This window comes from Wolbachia endosymbiont (group A) of Longitarsus flavicornis, assembly GCF_963931955.1.
In the GTDB taxonomy this organism is placed as follows: domain Bacteria; phylum Pseudomonadota; class Alphaproteobacteria; order Rickettsiales; family Anaplasmataceae; genus Wolbachia.
On the sequence record NZ_OZ008337.1, the window covers coordinates 1,380,514 to 1,400,384 of the forward strand.

Sequence of the window (19,871 nt, forward strand, 5' to 3'; positions counted from 1 at the left end):
CGATGAATAAGATAATCAATAACGTATTTGCAAGAGAAATTTTAGATAGCAGAGGTTATCCCACTGTTGAGGTGGAAATTGAACTCTGTGATGGAGTAATAGGTAGAGCATCTGTACCTTCTGGAGCTTCAACCGGTAAATTAGAAGCCTTGGAACTCAGAGACCAAGATGAGAAAAGGTATTGTGGTAAAGGAGTGCTGAAAGCTGTTCAAGCTGTAAATGGGATAATAGCAGATGAAATCATTGGAATGAATGCAGCGGACCAAAATGCAATTGATAAAGCATTAATTGAACTAGATGGAACAAAAAACAAATCAAAACTTGGAGCAAATGCAACTTTGGGTGTGTCTCTTGCGGTTGCAAAAGCAGCAGCAAACAGTTTTAAAGTGCCGCTCTACAGATATTTGGGGGGAGAGCAGACGAGTGTTATGCCGGTTCCACTCATTAACATAATTAATGGCGGAGTACATGCAGACAATAAGCTCGATTTTCAAGAATTCATGATTCTTCCGGTCGGGGCTGAGACTTTCAGTGAAGCAATCAGAATGTCTGCGGAGGTGTTCCACAACTTACGTAGCATTCTTAAGAAAAAAGGTTATAGCACAAACGTAGGAGATGAAGGTGGTTTTGCACCAAATATTGAAAGTACTGAAGAAGCACTTGACTTGATCATATACGCTATAGAATCAGCAGGTTATTCAGCGCAAAGTGATTTTGCACTGGGCCTTGATGTTGCTTCATCTACTTTTTATGAAGATGGAATTTACAAATTTGAACACAGAGATCTTACTTCGGAAGAATTGGCTGAATACTATTGTAACCTTGTGGAAAAATATCCAATAGTTTCTATAGAAGATGCAATGAGTGAAGATGACTATGAAGGTTGGAAATTACTTACTGCAAAATTGGGGAGTAAAATTCAATTGGTTGGGGATGATTTGTTTGTTACAAATTGTGAACTGATATGCAAAGGAATAGAGGAAAAAATGGCAAATGCTGTACTGATCAAGCCAAATCAAATAGGGACGTTAACAGAAACTTTTGCTGCTATTGAAATGGCAAAATCAAATGGCTATAAAGCTGTTATTTCTCATCGCTCAGGTGAAACAGAAGACACAACAATATCTCATATAGCAGTTGCATCAAATTGCGGACAAATAAAAACCGGATCGCTATCGCGTTCTGATAGACTCGCGAAGTATAACGAGCTAATGAGAATAGAAAGCACGTTAGGAAAGGATGCTAAATATTATCGTGGGTTAGCATGGGTTTTATAGACGAAGTAAAATTGTGTTTAAAAGCCGGTGACGGTGGTGATGGCTGTGCAAGTTTTCGTCGAGAAAAGTTCGTTGAATTTGGTGGTCCAAATGGTGGTAATGGAGGAAAGGGTGGAAACATAGTTTTCATCAGCGACGCTAATCTCAACACTTTGCTTCATTTTCGTTATAGAAGACACATTAAAGCAGATAGTGGAAAAAATGGTGCAGGCAGGGATAGATCTGGCACAGCAGGGAAAGACGTTATACTTAAAGTTCCAGTCGGTGCACAAATAATTGATGAAGAAAGTGAAGAGATAATAGTAGACCTTGACAAGCCTGTTATGGAATTTCAAGTAGCACAGGGTGGAAAAGGTGGACTTGGAAATACTAATTTTAAATCTTCTACTAATAAGGCACCAAGACATTTTACTTACGGTCAGCCTGGCGAAGAAAAACATGTATTATTAAAACTAAAAGTTTTATCAGATGTTGGAATTATTGGCATGCCAAACGCAGGTAAATCAAAATTTTTGACTCGCTGCTCAAATTCCGATACAAAAGTAGGCGATTATCCATTTACCACCGTAAGACCCCACTTAGGTGTGACAAAAGTGGATGATAGCGAAGTTATAATAGCAGATATTCCTGGAATAATCACCGATGCTCACCTTGGAGTTGGGCTCGGGCATAAATTTTTAAAGCACATAGAAAGGTGTCAAATTTTACTTCATTTAATTGATGCAACTCACGATGATGTGATAGCAGCTTATAATTGTATCCATAATGAATTGGAACTTTACAATAGTGATCTTGTTGAAAAAGAAGAGATTGTAGTACTGAACAAATGCGACTTATTGAGGGAAGCAGAAATTCTGGAAAAGAAGAATCACCTAGCTAATTATCTTAATAAAGAAGTGCTGTGCTTATCAATTAATGATGATTTACAGCCCATTTTGAGATTATTAAGTGAAAAATTGAAAAAGAGTAATCCTAAGGAAATCGATGTATATGATCCTTTTAAGATGTGAATTTCATTTATTTTATCATATAACTAGAATATATTTGTACGAACGTTTGTTTTTGAAGGTGATTTGCACTCCGCTTGTTCTGTGCGAACTTTTCTTTATAATAATTCTACTATATCGTAAAACCAGCCACATTAGCCTACTTTTGCCACATTTAGATATGAACCAATTTACCTAGCTTTGTTGCAACAATTTTATGTTTTCATTTTCACAACGCCGCTTTTGTTTAAATTATTCTCACAAAGGTAGGTACTTTTTTGTGCTTTTTGGAAAAGTAAATAATTAGAGGTTGTCCGGAAACTAGTAAATTCAGTCATATTCCCTCTTTAACATAACCCTACTCATAGCTAGGTATATGAAATTCTCAGTGGATGTTGTGAGTAAATCATACTCCTTCGATAGCCTTCTATTCCTATTAACCCAAGCAAAAGTCCTTTCTACAACCCATCTTCTTGGCTGTACTTTAAACCCTTGTTCTCTTGTTGGTAGTAGCTCAGGTGGCGTATCTTTGTGCACCCAAAATCTACATGGAGGCCTTTTAACAATTTCAATATCTATGTCATATTCTTCCTTTATGTGATTCTTTAAATTTCTTCCTTGGTATCCCATGTCAGCCCACATTTTTTTAACTTTAGTATATTTTGTTCTCATATTGTTTAATGCTATTTTAATACCATCTCTATCATTTTCGTTAGCAGCGCCTACGTAACAACCTAGTATAAAACCCTGAGTGTCTGTAATTATATGCCTTTTTCTACCCTTTACTTTTTTACTTCCATCATAGCCTTTGATCCCCCTTTTTCTGTAGTCTTTACAGATTGACTATCTACTATACAAGCACTCGGCTGCTCATTCCTTCCTATTTTTCTTCTACTATATTTTGTAATTTCATAATTCATTTTCTCAAAAATTCCCTGCTTCTTCCATTGCCTGAACTGCTCATACACAGTCTTCCATAGCGGAAAATCATTTGGTAAATACCGCCATTGACACCCTGTACGCAATACATAGAAAATTGCTTCTAATATTTCTCTTTTGCTATACTTTGGCGGCCTTCCTCCTTTCTTGTATGATACTCTGAAGTGTTTTTCTATTCTTGCCCATTCCCTTTCGCTTAGATCTGTTGGATACTTTTTTCTCATCTTTACCCCGTACTAAAATTTCAGATATTATAGCCTTTTACTAGTTTCCGGACAACCTCTAAAACTTTTGTGATGCTACAGAATCCAGTATTTTCTATAAATTATTATGTGGCTTGTTAACATCATATAAAGTAATTGACAGTTACTAAAATGTCAGCTAGTATATTTACATAATGTATATAGAAATCAGTCATTGGTTATGTGCTGCCTGTTTTTCTAGTTATAGTATAATAAAATAAATAATTTGAGGTGTAAATTATGGAATTTAACCAGTGGTCAGAAATATTAAGTGCAATAAATGCTGACAATAGTTTAAATGAGAGTAACGTAATTGAAAAAATAAAAGAAAAATTAAAGGAAGAAGACAAAGATGAGTATGAAAAGTGGGAAAAAGCTGATTTTGATGTAAGTCACCAGTTTAAAGATGGATCTACATTATTATATTGGGCTACTAAAATGGGAAATAAGGAGGTAGCAGAGCTTCTAATAGAAAAGGGAGCTAATCTGGATTTACAGGATAACGATGGAAAAACTCCTCTACGTTTTGCTATTGAAAAGCAGGATAAAAATGTAGCAGAAGCCCTAATTCGAGGAACATTAATACAAAATTCTAGTATACAAAAACCAGATTACTTGACAGATGAATTTTCTACTTATTGGGATAAACATAAAAAAGTCGTTACTGGTCAATTAGCTGATCGTGAACGTAGTACAGCTTCTTCAAGTGCTAATCAATCTATATCCAATAGTAATCATACTTCAGTGCAAAGCAACATAATGCCAATTTTAAAAAAAGGTAACACTAAGAATAATAATGTACCACCGAGCGATTTAAGTAAAAACGTTAATACTCCACACAGTACACAAGAAAGTAAGCTGCCTATCATAACTGCTTCCATTGGCTTGTTGTTAGGCTTAAGCATAGCATACCTTACAGGGGCTGCTGCTTTAACTCCAGCTATTGCTGCTGTTGCAGTATTTATTGCAGCTGCAGTAGCGGGTGCGTTGTTAGGTTATGGTATTGGAAAGGTTAGCGGCCAGTTCTCTGATGCATCTATTTCTGAACATGATTCAAAACAAGCAGCAGCCGGTTTAATTTAAATTATCAAGCATATGCTATAAGCTCTGTTAGTTTTAGCATATGCAAATTTTCTATCCAGCCAGCTTTATTGCGTAATTGCCTGTGAAGGGTACAGATGGGATATAGCGAGTTCAAGAGTACGTGCGCTCAAGAACAGTTAAATGACTATTTTATAATGAATTTTGTCAGTAGCCACCAGATTTTTTCGGTTGCTATGCAACAAAGCCATTCCAGTGTCAGCTACTTGCATGACATCGTCATAACATTGTACCATATTGCAATGTTCGTACACTTGACACTGAAATCCAATATGATTTAATTAACCAAGAAATGTAGTAAGTAGTAGAATAACAGAATTCTAATGCAAAGGAAAAAGTATGGTAAGAATAGAATCAGATAGCTTAGGGGAAGTAAAAGTACCAAGTGAACATTACTGGGGAGCGCAGACTCAGCGTTCTTTAGAAAATTTTAAGATTGGCACAGAAAAAATGCCAGAGCCTCTGATTAAAGCATTAGCAATAGTAAAACTTGCAGCAGCGCGTGTTAATATGAAACATGGTGTTATAGATGATAGGGTAGGGGACGCAATTTGCACAGCCGCGAGGGAAGTAATAGATGGCAAATTTAATAATGAATTTCCGCTTGTTGTTTGGCAAACCGGATCCGGAACGCAGACTAATATGAATATGAATGAAGTAATCAGCAATCGTGCAATAGAGATTTTAGGTGGTAATTTGGGTAGTAAATCTCCGATACATCCAAATGATCATGTGAATTATGGTCAGTCGTCAAATGACACCTTTCCAACAGCAATGCATATAGCAGCAGCAGAGCAAATAAACTGCTTGCTTATTCCAAATCTTGAAAAATTGCATAAGGTGCTGGATAATAAGGTTCAGGAATTTAAAGATATAATAAAAGTAGGACGTACTCACTTACAAGATGCAACGCCCCTAACACTGGGACAGGAGTTTTCTGGCTATGCAGCCCAGATTAAAAAGGGGATAGAGAGAGTAAAATCAACTTTAAGTGATATATGTGAGCTTGCACAAGGTGGCACTGCAGTTGGCACGGGACTCAATACTAAAAAGGGTTTTGCTGAAGATTTTGCTAGAGAAGTTGCAAAAATCACTAACCTTCCATTTACTTCAGCAGGCAATAAATTTGAAGCGCTAGCAGCAAATGATGCTTTAGTTGAGCTCAGTGGAACACTCAATACAGTAGCAGTCAGTTTAATGAAAATTGCAAATGATATAAGGTTGCTTGGTTCTGGTCCAAGATGCGGAATTGGGGAAATAATGTTACCAGAAAATGAGCCTGGTTCTTCAATTATGCCAGGTAAAGTGAATCCAACTCAGTGTGAAGCAGTAACTATGGTGTGCACTCAAGTTATGGGAAATCATGTTGCTGTGACCATTAGTGGTTCAAACGGTCATTTTGAATTGAATGTGTTTAAGCCAGTGATAATTTACAATGTTTTGCAGTCTATAAGACTTTTAGCTGACGCAAGTTTAAATTTTACAGAAAAATGTGTAGTTGGTATTAAGGCAAATGAAGAGAGGATAAAAGATTTACTGAACCAGTCGTTGATGTTGGTCACTATATTAAATACGCATATAGGGTACGACAATGCAGCAAAAATAGCAAAGCTTGCTTATAAAGAAAATATCACTCTAAAAGAAGCAGCAGTAAAACTTCAACTGCTCACTGAGGAGGAGTTTGAAAGGATAGTGAAACCAGAGGAAATGGTAAATTATTTGTAACTGCTCACAGATTTCCACGCAATCTCATCAAAGACGTTTTTTTAGCATAAGACAGCTGCTTTCTATGCTTACCAACTCAGTTATACTTATTTACAATCAAAATTCCTGGATTCTAGTGTCTGGGCACTACCTTTGTGTTTTAGGCAAAACTGACTATAACATTTCTTCGCAAACAAATGTTCGTACAGTTATGCGTCACGCGCTGACCATTTGTTGTACTTAACAAAAGCAAATGTTCGTATAGGTGTGGGCTTGACCATAAAATGATTCTTAAGAAAGCAAATGCAATTTTTTGCAGGTTTCACACGTGATAAAAATTAACAGTTTTATTTTTAGCCAAATTAATTGAATCAAGCTACAAAACCTGCTAAAGTTAACTTTGTGAAAGCACCCTTAGCTCAGTTGGATTAGAGCATTTGACTACGGATCAAAAGGTCGGGCGTTCAAGTCGCTCAGGGTGCACCACATTTTATAGGAAACAGAAGTCACACTTGAAATTAATATATGTAATACCTATCTTTAAAGGTTAAACACTAAACTATTATATATGAGCAAAAAAGACTACTATGATCTGCTGGAAGTAGGTAGAAATGCCAGTATTGATGAGATAAAAAAAGCATATAAAAAATTAGCGTTAAAATATCATCCTGATAGAAATCCTGGCAATAAAGAAGCAGAGGAAAAATTTAAAGAAGTAACAGCTGCATATGAAGTTCTGTCTGACTCTGAGAAAAGGGCAGGCTATGATCGTTATGGCCACGAAGGTGCTTCTGGTGGGTTTCAAGGCTTCAGCTCTGCAGGAGATTTTAGCGACATATTCAATGACTTCTTTGGTGGAGGATTCGGTGGTGGTGCAAGTAGATCAAGAGCAAAAAGGAGCACAACAGGAGTATCTGGAGCAGACCTACGTTATGATCTTGAAATTACTTTGGAAGATGCATTTCAAGGAATACAAGCGCCTATACATTATGTGACAAATGTAAAATGTGATGCATGCCAAGGCACAGGTGGCGAAGGAGCAATTAAACCAGTTCAGTGCCACACATGCCAGGGAAGCGGTAGGATTAGAACTCAACAAGGCTTTTTTACCATCGAAAGAACATGTACTACATGCTATGGGGAAGGAGAAATAATACAAAACAAATGTAAGAAATGTGGTGGAAGTGGACGTAGAAGAGATGAAGTAAATATATCCGTTTCAATTCCAAAAGGCATAGAAGAAGGAGCTAAGGTAAGGGTAAGTGGTAAAGGAGAAGCTGGAGCAAGAGGTGGAAAAAGTGGAGATTTATACGTATACGTGAAAATAGTTTCCCATAAAATCTTTACTCGAAATAAAGCAGATTTACACTGTAAAGTGCCTATAAGGATGACATTAGCAGTGCTTGGTGGTGAAATCGATGTACAATCAATTGATGGAGCTAAAATAAAAGTAAAAGTTCCAGAGAGCACTCAAACTGGTACCAAGTTACGTTGTAAGGAGAAGGGTATGCCATATATGAACTCATATGCTCGTGGTGATTTGTATGTACAGGTAATAGTTGAGACTTTAAATCCAAAAAATTTAACTAAAAAGCAAATTGAGCTATTAAAAGCGCTTGAAGAAGAGGAAAATGCAAGTGTACAACAGCAATCTGAAGGGTTTTTTAGTAAAGTAAAAAAAAAATAAGAAATCTGCTAAATGACATGAAGGGGTAACTGTTTATGGGTTTTCATTTAATCCTGCAATTCTTTGACCTTATTAATGGAAAACTTAACAATAATTAGCCAACAGAAACTTCTTAGTTCCTTAAAACTATGTAAAAGCAATAAATTTCTTTATTTAAGGTCGAAGTTTTGCTATTCTCAGGTTTTAATAATTTAAATTTAATGAATATAAACAAAAATGAGTTTTTATTTCTTCCGCTTGGGGGAGTAGGAAGAATCGGGATGAACGTTAGCCTATATCATTACCAAGGCAAGTGGATTATGATCGACCTTGGTATCGGTTTTGCAGATGAAACTATGCCAGGTGTTGAGCTACTCATTGCTGATGTGGATTTTATTGCTCAAAGAAAAAAAGATTTGCTTGGAATAATAATTACACATGCACATGAAGACCACTGCGGTGCAGTGCCCCACTTGTGGGAAGAATTGCAGTGCCCCATATATACAACAAAGTTTACGGTTAATTTTCTCAAGGAGAAACTAAAGGAGTTTCGATTGGAAGGTGTGGTGCCTGTGAAAGAGGTAGACATAAATGGCAGCATAAATTTGGGTCCTTTTACCGTTGAGTTTATAAATGTAACTCATTCAATTCCTGAGGCAAATTCAATATTAATTAGCACTGAAATGGGTAGTGCACTTCATACTGGAGACTGGAAATTTGATCCAAAACCTGTTGTTGGATTAACTTCCAATATGGAGCGTTTAAAAGAAATTGGCGATAAAGGTAATCTGCTTGCAGCAATTTGCGATTCAACCAATATATTAAGCAAGCATCACCCTGAGTCAGAAGGTGAAATTTATAATAATATTTATAACATAATAAAGCGGTCTAAAAAATTAGTTGCTGTATCGCTATTTGCTTCAAATGTGGCACGAATTGAAACGATAAGCCAAGCTGCAAAAGCACTAAATAGAAAAGTGGTTTTACTTGGTAGGTCTTTATGGAGAATAGTAAAAGTTGCGCAAGATAGTGGTTATTTAACCGATTCTGCTCAGTTTCTTGAAGCAAAAGATGCGGCAGATTTGCCAAGGGAAAAACTGGTACTGCTTTGCACAGGTTGTCAAGGTGAGCCACTGGCAGCTACCGCAAGACTTGCTGCTAAGAGTCATCAAGCATTTAAAATGCAGCAAGGTGATACCATGATCTTTTCGTCAAAAATTATTCCTGGAAATGAAACTCGTGCGCACAACATGCTCAATGCCTTTATTGAGATGGGAGTGGAAGTTGTTACTGAAAAAATAGAGCATGTTCACGCTTCTGGACATCCAACAAGAGCAGAGCTAAAGGAAATGTATTCTTTAATAAAACCGAAGATGTCTATTCCAGTTCACGGCGAATATATTCACACGCATGCACATGTAAAATTTGCTAAAGAGTGCGGTGTGGCAAAAGCAATAATGATTGCACCAGGTGATATCGTTAATTTGGAGAATGGAGAAAAAGTTAATTCAATCGATGTTGACTACTTTGGTATTGATGGTATGTTGCTACGTCATCCGGAGTGCAGTGTTATAAAAATGCGTAAGAAAATGAGAGATGCTGGAGCTATTGTAGTGACAGCGGTTGTAAACAAGAAAAATAAATTGCTTGCTAAGCCAAAAGTATTTGCACCAGGTGTTTTCGAAGCGCAAGAAGATGCAGTCATTGTGCAAAGGATCATAGAGAAGGTTGAGTCAGCGTTTAGTTTACAGCCGACAAAAAAAATAAGAAATAAGATTGAAAGTTCAATATTTAGTATCTTAAAGGAATATTTACTAAAAAGACCTATAATTGAAGTCCAGATAGAACAGGTATGAAATGAATGAAGTTATTCGTTCAGCTGGTGTTATTTATTTCGTTATTTATTCCTTATTTTACAAAAGCTGCTTTATATGTTGATATAAAAAAAAGCAGTGTTGGTAACATCAGTCTTGTTGTATCTAAATGTACATGTAAAACAGCGCTGGAAAGCGAATTAAGCGAAAATATTGCAAAGGTAATAGGAACAAACTTATCTAATTGTGGCTTATTTAATGTAAAACGTGGTGCGGAAGTTGAATCTTGGAAAAGCGATACTGTAGTCACAGTAAGTTTAAGTGAAATATCTGGTAGTGCCTTAGAGCTATCATTTCGTTTGTTTGACACTTTTACAAAAAGAGAATTACTTACTCAGTCAGTTGTTTTTCCAGCAAAAGACTGGAGAAAAATTGGTCACCTCGTTTCGGATGTGATACATGATAGATTGATTGGTGAGAAAGGGCACTTCAACACAAAAATCACGTATATCGCTGAAGAAAAAGATAGCAACTACAAATCTGTGCGTAAAATTGCTGTGATGAATCAAGATGGAAGTAATATAAAATACTTAACAAATGGCGATAGATTTGTGTCAACACCGAGATTCTCACCAAATGGAAAGGGTATTGTTTATATCTCGTACGCAAATGGTAAAAGTTATATAATATTAAAAAATTTAAAAGATAACACTGAATCAATAATCAGCGCATTTGAAGGAGTTGTTTCTGCACCAAGATTTTCTCCTGATGGTAAATCTCTTTTAATTTCCCACTCATTGGGTGGTGAAACGAATATATTATCTTTAGATTTAAGTAGTAAACGGACAAAAAAAATTACTAAAGGTTCAGCTATAAGCACTTCTCCCTCTTTTTCTCCAGATCAAAAGTATATGGCTTTTAGTTCTGATATAAGTGGGAGTCAGCAACTGTACGTTATCGATTTTACTAACAAAAGTAAAAAACCTAAAAGAATTAGTTTTGGAAGTGGAAGATATGCTACGCCTGTTTGGTCGCCAAAAGGAGATCTGATAGCTTTTACAAAGATTCAGTCAGGAAAATTTTACATAGGAGTTATGAAGCCAGATGGCAAAGAAGAACGTCTGCTTTCAGAGGGGCATAAAATTGAATCCCCGGCATGGCTACCAAGTGGTAGAGAAATCATTTTTACAAGAACAGAATCACCAAGCAACTCTAAACTATATTTAGTAGACTTAGTAAAGAAAAATCAAAAAATGGTTTCCACTCCTACAAATGCTTCTTTACCGGATTGGTCTTATTTTTGAAAGTAGATTTATTGTATCTGTTCAGACAATGGCGTCAACTTAAGGAAAAATATCGGTGATAATGTATAAAATTTCTCTCTAAAATTTTTACCATTAAATTACCTAAAAGCTGCAATAAATAGCACTTTTGTTGCTGTTTTATTTCAACAAAGAAGTCTAAAATGTCCTTAAGTTGACGCCATTGTCTGTTCAGATGCATGGCTAATGCTGAAACAAAAATTCCAGTGCTCCCTTTCTTGTCATTCCAGTCTGGGATCCAGATTGGGCACTAAGTTGGTAAACACGAAAGCCTCTACAACGTTTTTGATGGAACTGTGCAAAAGCCAGTGTCAAGCACTGGAATGACACCCATTTGTTCCTATAGTTGTCTTTTCTCGTCTACCTTATTTTGCCACTCTGCTGAACAGATACGATCTATTATAGGTTTGATATAAGCTTGTTTTACCTTAATCGTTTATAACCTTTGGCACTACAAAATACCCATGCTCAGGTTTTGTATTGGACAATATCTCTTCTTTAATATTTTGAGAATTTATAACATCATCGCGTACATGAATGTCCTTGTCTATACTGCCATAACGCATAGGAGAAACACCTTCAGTATTAACTTGCAATAAAGTATCATGTATCCAATCCAGCATTGTCAGTTCTTTGGAGTAGTGATCAATCTCGTCATTTGATAACTTAATCCTTACAAGCTGTGCAATTTTAAGCATTTCTTCTTTGGTAATTGTGATTTTTCTCTTATTTGCAAATTCTATTAGTGAAGTAATAACGTCTTCTGTTGACTTAGCTGGCATTTCTACCTCCTTGGATGAAGTGAGTTAAAATATTTACAACCGAAACAACTTCTATTTTACCAGTTTTTTCAAGTTTGTGAAGTATGGTATCCGTAATCACTAATTTATCTAAAGAAGAGGAAGAGATTTTCTCAACTGCACTTCCTGAAAGCACACCATGTGTGATGCATGAAATTACGGATTTTGCTCCGCAATTTTTTAGAGTAAGAGCTGCATTACACAACGTTCCACCAGAGTCAACTATATCGTCAACAATGACACAATTTTTGTTTGCAACTTCTCCTATTATGTTCATTACTTGAGATGTGCCTGCTTTCTCTCTATATTTATCTACTACAATAATCTTATTACTTAACTCTATCTTATACTTTTTCTCTAAAGTCTTTGCAAAAGCACGTGCTCTGCCAATTGCTCCAACATCAGGTGCAACAATTGCCAAATTTTCCGTGTGTATAGAGTCAACAAATGCTTCAAAACAGTTCAAATTAGTTACCGGTACATCAAAGAATCCTTCAATTTGACTTGAGTGCAAATCAATAACTGCAACACTACTTGCACCTGCAGTTTGAATAAGATTTGCAACTAATTTAGCACTTAAAGCAGATTGCATATTATTGTTTTTGATAATTCTATCTTGTCTGCTATATCCATAATAAGGAATAATTGCCGTTATTCTTTTTGCTCCTGACCTATTTACTGCATCAATTATAAGCAGAAGCTCCATAAGGTTATCATTCACAGGGGGAGAAAGAGATTGTACTATGTATACTTCTTGATTATACAGATCATTTGCTACTTCTACATTTACCTCGCCATCGGTAAACTTTGATATCCAAGCAGAGGATGGTTGAACATCTAGCCGGTTAACTACTGATTCCCCTAATCCTTCACTAGCACTACCTATTATTATCTTCATAATATACTAATTGAGTTTTTAAGATTATACAGAAATTGTAAAATAATTGAAATGTAAGTTTCTTTATCTGTATCTGTTCAGCAGAGTGGCAAAATAAGGTAGACGAGAAAAGACAACTATAGGAACAAATGGGTGTCATGCAAGTAGCTGACACTGGAATCCAAAAAAAGGATGATGTCATCCCGCTGCTTGTTAGCGGGATCTATGTATAAGGTATGACAGTTAAGTAACTCGTCATCCCGCTACGTGTTAGCGGGATCTAGAGATACCGCGGCGGGTAGCTATTTCTTGCAATCAAGTTTCATCAAAAGTCAGATTGCAAGGTTAAATCTTCCACCCAAATGACCATGAACTCTACCTGCTTGTTTGGATATATTTCTTGTACTAAGGTTTTATAGGTCAACATTTGCTTTTTTATTTCATTTAATAAGGAAACAGAAACGTTACGGTGTGATTTGTAGTCAATTATGATTGCTTTATCTTGCGTTATGCATAGCCTATCTAGTCGTACTAATACTGGTTCGCCATCAATTGTTCCACTCAGTGTAATCTCTGATTTGCCTTCCAAGTCAAACAAATAGCCATATCTTTCATTAAAGGCTAATATTTTACTATAAATTTCATCCTTATCTTCGCTGGTGTTTATGTTATCAAGGTATTTTCTGACCCAATTTTTTCTCCTTTCTTTTTCTATCTTGGGCATATATTGCAATATGCTGTGAATAATCAGGCCTCTTGCATAACCATCTGTCATCCAAGTAGCTGACACTGGGATCCATTCTGCTCCTTCTTTTTCACTGGATTCCAGCGTCACGCGCTGGAATGACATTGATAGGTTTGGCGGAAGGGAAATGACCGGAACGTCAAAGTAATCACGTTTTTTATAAATGTAAGGGTAGTTTGCGTTCACACATAGTACTTCAACTTTTTCTTTAAATATTGGCTGTAAATATGCTTGTTTCTTTTCATATGGTTCTCCATACTGAGTGATTAGATCATACCAAGAGCCCTTTTGCACTGGCTCTTTACTTAAGATGTATAACTCATCTTCAGCACGTGTGAGTGCTACGTATAATAAACGCAAATATTCATTATAATCCTCTAGTTTTTTCTCTCTTTTTACTTGATCGCAATAAGCGTTGTTGTTTTTTCCACACCAAAATGGCACTTCTGTTCCATCAAAGATAATGCTTTCACTGTTTCTTGGCACCGTATTTGTATCAACCAAAAATACTATGGGAGCTTGCAGACCTTTTGATTTGTGAATTGTCATTATTCGCACAGCATTGCGTTCTGATTGCATATCATTCTTAATCTCTGGGTTATTCTCCTTGATCCATTGAACAAATGCTTGAAGAGATGGGTTTTTAAATTGCAACACAAGGTTCATAAATTCGTCTAGAACCTCGAAGCACTCAAGACCTAGCCTTGCAGCAAATTTCTTCTTACCTGTACGCAATATATGTGTAAATAGTGCAAGAGGAGACTCTATGCGAGATAAGTTAATGAGATAGTTTAATTCACTATAGATAACCACAGAATAATCCTGAATTCTTTCCCATAGTGAATGCTCTTTACGGTCGTATGCAATGTTAAATAAATCATCCTCGGTAAAATTAAACAGTGGTGATTTTAAAGCATTTGCAAGAGCTAAATCATTTGCTGGAAGGAGCAAAAACTCAGCCAAAGCTATTAAGTCCTGCACGGCTATATAGTCCATAATTCTAAAATAGTCCCGTCCTACAACTGGTACGTTTGCTTTTTTAAGTTCGCTTATTATGTAATCAACTAATACGTTTCGTTGCCGTACCAGAATCATAATGTCTCTTGGTTCTATATGGCGATCTTTAGCGACTAAAATTCGCCCTTCATTTAACCAATTGTGAATTTTGTTGGCTATTGTTTGAGCAAGTAATCGATCTGCTATTATATAATTTTCCCTGCATGTCAGAGGAATTTGTAAAGCTTGCTGTTCTTTCTCTTTGCGCCTTGGTAACGCTGGCCAAATTTCAATATATCCTTGGTCATTTTCTCTATGTGGAACATGTTTTATTTCATTATCATTAAAAGATATTTCTGCGCGGAAGTTATTAAATATTCTATCTACAAGCATCAAAACTTCTGGAGTTGAACGAAATGACTTTTCAAGTTGGCATGATATCCAATCTCTGCCACCAGTTTTCGTATGAAAGTATTGTTGCATGTAGTTGAATAGATGGGGATTTGCTCCTTGAAATCTGTATATGGATTGTTTTACGTCACCAACTACAAATAAGGTTCGCTTTTCATCATTGCCGGCAAAAAATTCATCGCAGAGATTTGTTATAATTTTCCACTGGCTGATGCTATTGTCTTGTGCCTCGTCAACAAGGATGTGATCTATTTTTTGATCTAAGTTAAACAATATCCAATCTTTATAGTTTGGATTGCTGAGAAGATTTGTTGCTAAGTCAATTATATCATTGTAGTCAAGCAGTGCATTTTTTGATTTTTCACTATTATACAAATCAACATATACTTTGAATACACCAAGTAAGCTACTGGTTCTCTTGAATATTTGATAAGAGTTCATGTCTCTTATATGGGTAAATACTACATTCTGAACGCTCTCTATTATTTGCTCTGCATCTTTGAATTTCTCCAAAATACTTTTTGTTGCAATGGATGATATGCTCTTTTTTTCGTGCGATTCTGATTTTAGAAATACCTTGGCTAGACTTTCTATATCCTCCTTATTGGTGCTATTACACCAATCATAAAGTATTTCACTGTAACTCTGATCTCTCTTACTACCCTCGCTTAATATTTCAGCTAATTTTTTTATGTGCTCAGTCGTTTCACTCTGTAAATCATGAATTCCATCTGGAGCATTGAGTTTATCTTTGATATATTCCGAATCATTTGCTGACATCGATCTTTTTATACATAAAGTATAAAGCAAATCGCGTAGTTTATTTTCATCAAATTCAGCCGCAATAAGATTGATATCATCCTGCACAGTTTCGTTATGAAGCACTTTATTGAATATGATGGGATGTAATTCTTTGCATTCGCTCAGCGTGCAATTTGGGGCGATGCCAGCTTCTATGGGAAAGCTGGAGATTAATTTGTAACAGAAAGCGTGTATGGTTTGTATGGTTAGACCAAGATTTTCCAGTTCAGAGAAAAGCCTTCTTGCTCTTGTTAAATAATCTTTATTTTCTCTGGATCCCAGTGTCACGCACTGGGATGACATCGGAAAGAAATCTAGTTGTTCCAGATCCATTATTAATTCACTATCTGAACATATTGCCCACTTACTGAGTATGCTGTGAATGCGATTTTCCATCTCGTTTGCTGCAGCATTGGTAAATGTTAAGCAAAGAATATTTCTTTTGTTTTCTAATAAAAGTCTCAATACTCTGTCTATTAAGATTTTTGTTTTGCCTGTACCAGCGGACGCATTTACCCATACAGAGAAATTAGGATTTATGGCATTTGATCTCATCAGAAGTGCGAAAACCTTATAAAAGTTGACTAGAATAGCATTATACATATAATGTAAAAATAATCTTAGTGAAGATATATAATGAAAAGTTTTTGTGTAAAGGCGCCTGCAAAAATCAATCTTTTTTTGCATGTTGTAGACAAAAAAGAAACAGGGTATCACTTGATTGAAGGTTTATTTGTCTTTGCTAATCTCTCTAATTTTTTGGAAATAAAAGTAGGTGAGAAGGATTCTAGATACGATAACTCTACAGTTGAATTTATAAACTCCGAGTCTAGAATAAATAACCAGTATAACACTGTAATGAAAGCGGTTAATCTGCTGCTTAGACATGCTCCAGTGCGTACTAGAGTTTCTATCAGAGTTGTAAAGAACATACCAATTGCTGCAGGACTCGGTAGCGGGTCCTCAGATGCTGGAGCTGTGGTACGTACGCTAGGGAAGCTGTGGGAGATTGATAGGACGATTTTAAATGAAATAGCCTTAAACGTTGGTGCTGATGTTCCCGCAAGCGTAGATAGCAAGCCAGTTTTTGTTAGAGGTATTGGCGAAGAATTATGCCACATTAAAAAATTCTCTTTACCTACAAATGTGGTGCTTGTGAAACCGAAAAAAAGGTTTTTGAGTACACCAGAGGTATTTTCCAAACATGAAGGAAAATTTTCTGAGCCAATTAAATGGAGCGATGACGCTGAAAAGGATTTGTTGAAGCTTCTTAAAGAGACGAGAAACGATCTTCAAGAAATAGCAATAAGCCTTGTACCTGAAATTAAGGATGTGATATCAACACTTGAGTCACAAGAAGGCTCTATACTTTCTCGCATGTCGGGCAGTGGTGTATCATGTTTTGGAATATTCGATAGTGAGGAAAATGCAAAAGCTGCTGCAGTTAATATCGGAAAAAAGCAACCAGAATGGTGGGTATGTGACACTCAATTAATAGTTTGACTTATGCCCTTAATTTCCGAGAATAAAAATCTTATAAATGGTTACAGGGAAGGAAAATTTTTGGTAAACAATCAAGAATATTGCGGCTCAATTATAGTTTTTCCTGAAAAGGTGATTAAATTGAAAGAAAGTGATATAAATAGCAAGGAACATTTTGAATCTTTTTTAACGGAGGAAATAGAAATTTTGTTAATAGGTACTGGTAAAACACGCAATATACTAAGTTCTTCAGTAAAGTCCTATCTTATGGAGCAAAAAGGTTTAAATTTTGAATTTATGACAACCGGTGCAGCATGCAGAACCCATAACGTTTTAATATCCGAAGATAGATTTGTTGTCAGTTATCTAATAGCCATATAGCATGCTTGAAATATTTACTCAGGATTTTTTCATCAATAGTCTAATTGCAGTAGTTATGATTAGCCTAGTAACAGGCGCTTTAGGATCGTTTATGATATGGCAAAGGTTATCTTATCTTGGTGATAGTTTGTCCCATTCTTCATTGCTCGGTGTTGCACTTGCTTTGATTTTTAAGATTAGCCCATCGCTTAGCATAATGCTTATTGCAATTACATTTGCTATACTACTTTCTCTTAATTTTAACAGATTATATTCTGCCGATACGATATTGAATATCGTTACCAATGTAGTTTTATCATCGAGTTTAATACTTATGTCTTTTCTTCCATCTGGCAATAATAGTATTATTAGCTCACTGTTTGGTGATATATTAACGCTCGATCAAAGTGATATAGTATTGATTTTTTTAACTTCTGCAGTAGTTACTTTGATATTAATATTTAGATGGCGTTATTGGTTAATGATTTCAATTAATCAAGATTTAGCAGTAGTTGAGAAGATTAATGTTACCTTTGTTAGACTAGAATTTTTAATCACTCTTGCTATATTTATAGCAATTGCTGCCCAACTAATAGGAATATTACTCATTGCTGCATTTTTGCTAATACCAGCAGCATCCGCAAGACTCATCTCAAAAACTCCAATGGAGATGATTATTGTTGCAACAGTTTTTTCTGTAATCTCTGGGATATCGGGTCTCATGTTATCTGCAAGTTTTGATTTGTTAACTGGACCTGCAATTATACTTGTTGCAGCGGTATATTTAATTATCGCTTATTTTATAAGGCTAATATTAAGTAGGTTGGCTTAATTTTAGTCTCGAATGTTAATAATTTTGTAATATACTCATTATAAAACATCACTATCTTAGCACAAAATAGTTTTTGCTATACTATTATTTATATGCTAATGATAAGTTGTTAATTTTATGGAGTAAGCAATATGAGCGAAGAAGGATTTTTTTCCAAATATATATCTCAACCTGTGAAAAAATTTTATAATTATATTACAGGAAAAACAGAAGAGTCAGATGATGTAGCAGGTGATGTGCATAATATTGCACAAGGAGACTCAGAGTCTTTGGACACTCATGTACAATCAAATGAGAATGATATCATATAGGTGGCATGAGGGTTACACCATCCAAAGTTAAAAAATTCCTAGAGAAACCTGATGCTTTACGTGGTGTGTTAATTCATGGAAGTGATAACAGTAGGGTTGATTTTTATGTACAAGAAATAATTGCCAGTTTGGATGAGTATTCAGTTCAGGTGATGGATTTTGCAATAGTGAATAAGTCACCCGGTTTACTATTTTCTGAATTGGCAAACATTTCGATGTTTACCAGCAAAAAATTAATTAAGCTGATAAATGTGAGTGGAGGTATATCCAAAGAGTTAAAAAACGTATTGGATTATAATGCAAGTGGTCATTATGTAATGATGACAGCAACTGATCTTCCACACAATTCTGCAACCAAAAGTTATATGGAGAGTTCAAAAATTTTTGGTGTAATTGCTTGCTATAAGGACAGCAACAGCAATCTTTATGACATTATATCAAGTTACTTAAAACAAAATGATATAAGATGCACAAATGAGATAATCTACCATTTGCAATCTTACTTTAATCATAGCAAACTGCCTATATGTTCAGAACTTGAGAAGTTAGTTTTATACTTAGGGGAGAGAAAAGACCTAAAACTTACTGATATAGAATTATGCTTTTCAACTTCCGGCAACGACTATGCTACACTTGATGATTTATGTTCTGCCATAGCAAGTAAAGGTATGTCGCGCTTCATTAGAATTTCTGATGCATTGATATCACAAGAAAATTTTTCACCGATAGCGCTGATTCGTATTATATCAAATTACTTTTTGCGTCTTGAAAACGTTTTGCTGTCAGTGCAAGGTGGAATGAGTGAGCAGGTTGCAATTGATCAACTGAGTCCTCCATTGTTTTTTAAACAATTGCAGAGCTTTAAATCTCATTTGAAAAATTTGCAACTTTCAGAACTTAAGAAGATCTTGGAAAAATTGATAAGCTTAGAAGTTACCTGTAAAAAAACTGATTTAGATCATAAAATGATTTTTCAACATGAGATTAACTACTGGTGTCATTCAAGCAGCCCCTTATGATGTCATCCAAGTAGCTGACACTATTTGTTGTAAACTCACTTTTACTCTATGGTTATCTTTTTATACTACCTTGTCTACCTTATTTTGCCGCTTTCCTGAACGGATATAACTTAGAGCTATAATAACTATTTGCCTTTTTTCTATGCAAGAAGTCTATTGTATAGCTATTGCTGATCGTATATTACT

16 protein-coding genes and 1 tRNA gene are annotated in these 19,871 nt (G+C 35.6%); 13 read left to right on the plus strand and 4 right to left on the minus strand.

Annotated elements, in window-relative coordinates:
• The first annotated feature begins 2 nt into the window (after positions 1–2).
• Both eno and cgtA read left to right on the plus strand, forming a co-directional pair.
• Positions 3–1,277, plus strand: a complete 1,275-nt coding sequence (eno, locus tag AABM58_RS06645; RefSeq protein ID WP_338406709.1) for a phosphopyruvate hydratase — start codon at positions 3–5, stop codon at positions 1,275–1,277.
• Positions 1,265–2,287 (plus strand): Obg family GTPase CgtA, encoded by a 1,023-nt coding sequence (gene cgtA / locus AABM58_RS06650; RefSeq protein ID WP_338406710.1) that lies wholly within the window; start codon positions 1,265–1,267, stop codon positions 2,285–2,287. The genes eno and cgtA overlap by 13 nt, the downstream gene beginning before the upstream one ends.
• A 306-nt stretch (positions 2,288–2,593) precedes the next feature.
• On the opposite strand, the gene AABM58_RS06655 is transcribed toward cgtA, so the two are convergent.
• A protein-coding gene (locus tag AABM58_RS06655; RefSeq protein WP_338406711.1) for an IS5-like element ISWpi1 family transposase occupies positions 2,594–3,426 on the minus strand; the annotation gives its coding sequence in 2 pieces (ribosomal slippage) (positions 2,594–3,057 and positions 3,057–3,426; 834 coding nt in all).
• 258 nt (positions 3,427–3,684) lie between these two features.
• Here AABM58_RS06655 and AABM58_RS06660 point away from each other — a divergent pair.
• The 6 genes from AABM58_RS06660 to AABM58_RS06685 all read left to right on the plus strand — a co-directional run bounded on the left by AABM58_RS06660 (position 3,685) and on the right by AABM58_RS06685 (position 11,033).
• On the plus strand, positions 3,685–4,527 hold the full coding sequence (locus AABM58_RS06660; protein WP_338406712.1) for an ankyrin repeat domain-containing protein: 843 nt from the start codon (positions 3,685–3,687) through the stop codon (positions 4,525–4,527).
• Positions 4,528–4,884: 357 nt separating this feature from the next.
• Entirely contained in the window at positions 4,885–6,270 is a 1,386-nt protein-coding gene (gene fumC / locus AABM58_RS06665; RefSeq protein WP_338406713.1) for a class II fumarate hydratase, read from the plus strand.
• Positions 6,271–6,657: 387 nt separating this feature from the next.
• A tRNA-Arg gene (locus AABM58_RS06670) sits at positions 6,658–6,735 on the plus strand.
• A gap of 82 nt (positions 6,736–6,817) precedes the next feature.
• Positions 6,818–7,936 (plus strand): molecular chaperone DnaJ, encoded by a 1,119-nt coding sequence (dnaJ, locus tag AABM58_RS06675; RefSeq protein WP_338406714.1) that lies wholly within the window; start codon positions 6,818–6,820, stop codon positions 7,934–7,936.
• 200 nt (positions 7,937–8,136) lie between these two features.
• Positions 8,137–9,771 (plus strand): ribonuclease J, encoded by a 1,635-nt coding sequence (locus AABM58_RS06680; protein WP_338406715.1) that lies wholly within the window; start codon positions 8,137–8,139, stop codon positions 9,769–9,771.
• 5 nt (positions 9,772–9,776) lie between these two features.
• Positions 9,777–11,033, plus strand: coding sequence for a protein TolB (locus tag AABM58_RS06685; protein WP_338406716.1), 1,257 nt, complete (start codon positions 9,777–9,779; stop codon positions 11,031–11,033).
• Positions 11,034–11,479: 446 nt separating this feature from the next.
• Here AABM58_RS06685 and gatC read toward each other — a convergent pair whose 3' ends face one another.
• The 3 genes from gatC to AABM58_RS06700 form a co-directional block, all read right to left on the minus strand.
• On the minus strand, positions 11,480–11,833 hold the full coding sequence (gatC, locus tag AABM58_RS06690; RefSeq protein WP_065094978.1) for an Asp-tRNA(Asn)/Glu-tRNA(Gln) amidotransferase subunit GatC: 354 nt from the start codon (positions 11,831–11,833) through the stop codon (positions 11,480–11,482).
• Complete coding sequence (locus AABM58_RS06695) at positions 11,823–12,749, minus strand: ribose-phosphate diphosphokinase (RefSeq protein WP_338406717.1); 927 nt, start codon at positions 12,747–12,749, stop codon at positions 11,823–11,825. The genes gatC and AABM58_RS06695 overlap by 11 nt, the downstream gene beginning before the upstream one ends.
• A gap of 304 nt (positions 12,750–13,053) precedes the next feature.
• Positions 13,054–16,236, minus strand: coding sequence for a UvrD-helicase domain-containing protein (locus AABM58_RS06700; RefSeq protein ID WP_338406718.1), 3,183 nt, complete (start codon positions 16,234–16,236; stop codon positions 13,054–13,056).
• An 81-nt stretch (positions 16,237–16,317) separates the two neighbouring features.
• Between AABM58_RS06700 and AABM58_RS06705 the strand changes: the two genes are divergently transcribed.
• The 5 genes from AABM58_RS06705 to holA all read left to right on the plus strand — a co-directional run bounded on the left by AABM58_RS06705 (position 16,318) and on the right by holA (position 19,685).
• Complete coding sequence (locus tag AABM58_RS06705) at positions 16,318–17,184, plus strand: 4-(cytidine 5'-diphospho)-2-C-methyl-D-erythritol kinase (RefSeq protein WP_338406719.1); 867 nt, start codon at positions 16,318–16,320, stop codon at positions 17,182–17,184.
• Between the two features lie 3 nt (positions 17,185–17,187).
• Positions 17,188–17,544, plus strand: coding sequence for an Mth938-like domain-containing protein (locus AABM58_RS06710; protein ID WP_338406720.1), 357 nt, complete (start codon positions 17,188–17,190; stop codon positions 17,542–17,544).
• A 1-nt stretch (position 17,545) separates the two neighbouring features.
• The gene (locus tag AABM58_RS06715) at positions 17,546–18,355 is read left to right on the plus strand and encodes a metal ABC transporter permease (RefSeq protein WP_338406721.1); all 810 of its coding nucleotides are present in this window, start codon (positions 17,546–17,548) and stop codon (positions 18,353–18,355) included.
• Positions 18,356–18,486: 131 nt separating this feature from the next.
• Positions 18,487–18,666 carry a hypothetical protein gene (locus AABM58_RS06720; RefSeq protein WP_010082539.1) on the plus strand — a complete coding sequence of 60 codons (180 nt, stop codon included), beginning with the start codon at positions 18,487–18,489 and terminating at the stop codon, positions 18,664–18,666.
• A gap of 5 nt (positions 18,667–18,671) precedes the next feature.
• Positions 18,672–19,685: a DNA polymerase III subunit delta gene (gene holA, locus AABM58_RS06725; RefSeq protein ID WP_338406722.1), complete on the plus strand. Its 1,014-nt coding sequence runs from the start codon at positions 18,672–18,674 to the stop codon at positions 19,683–19,685.
• Positions 19,686–19,871: the final 186 nt, after the last annotated feature.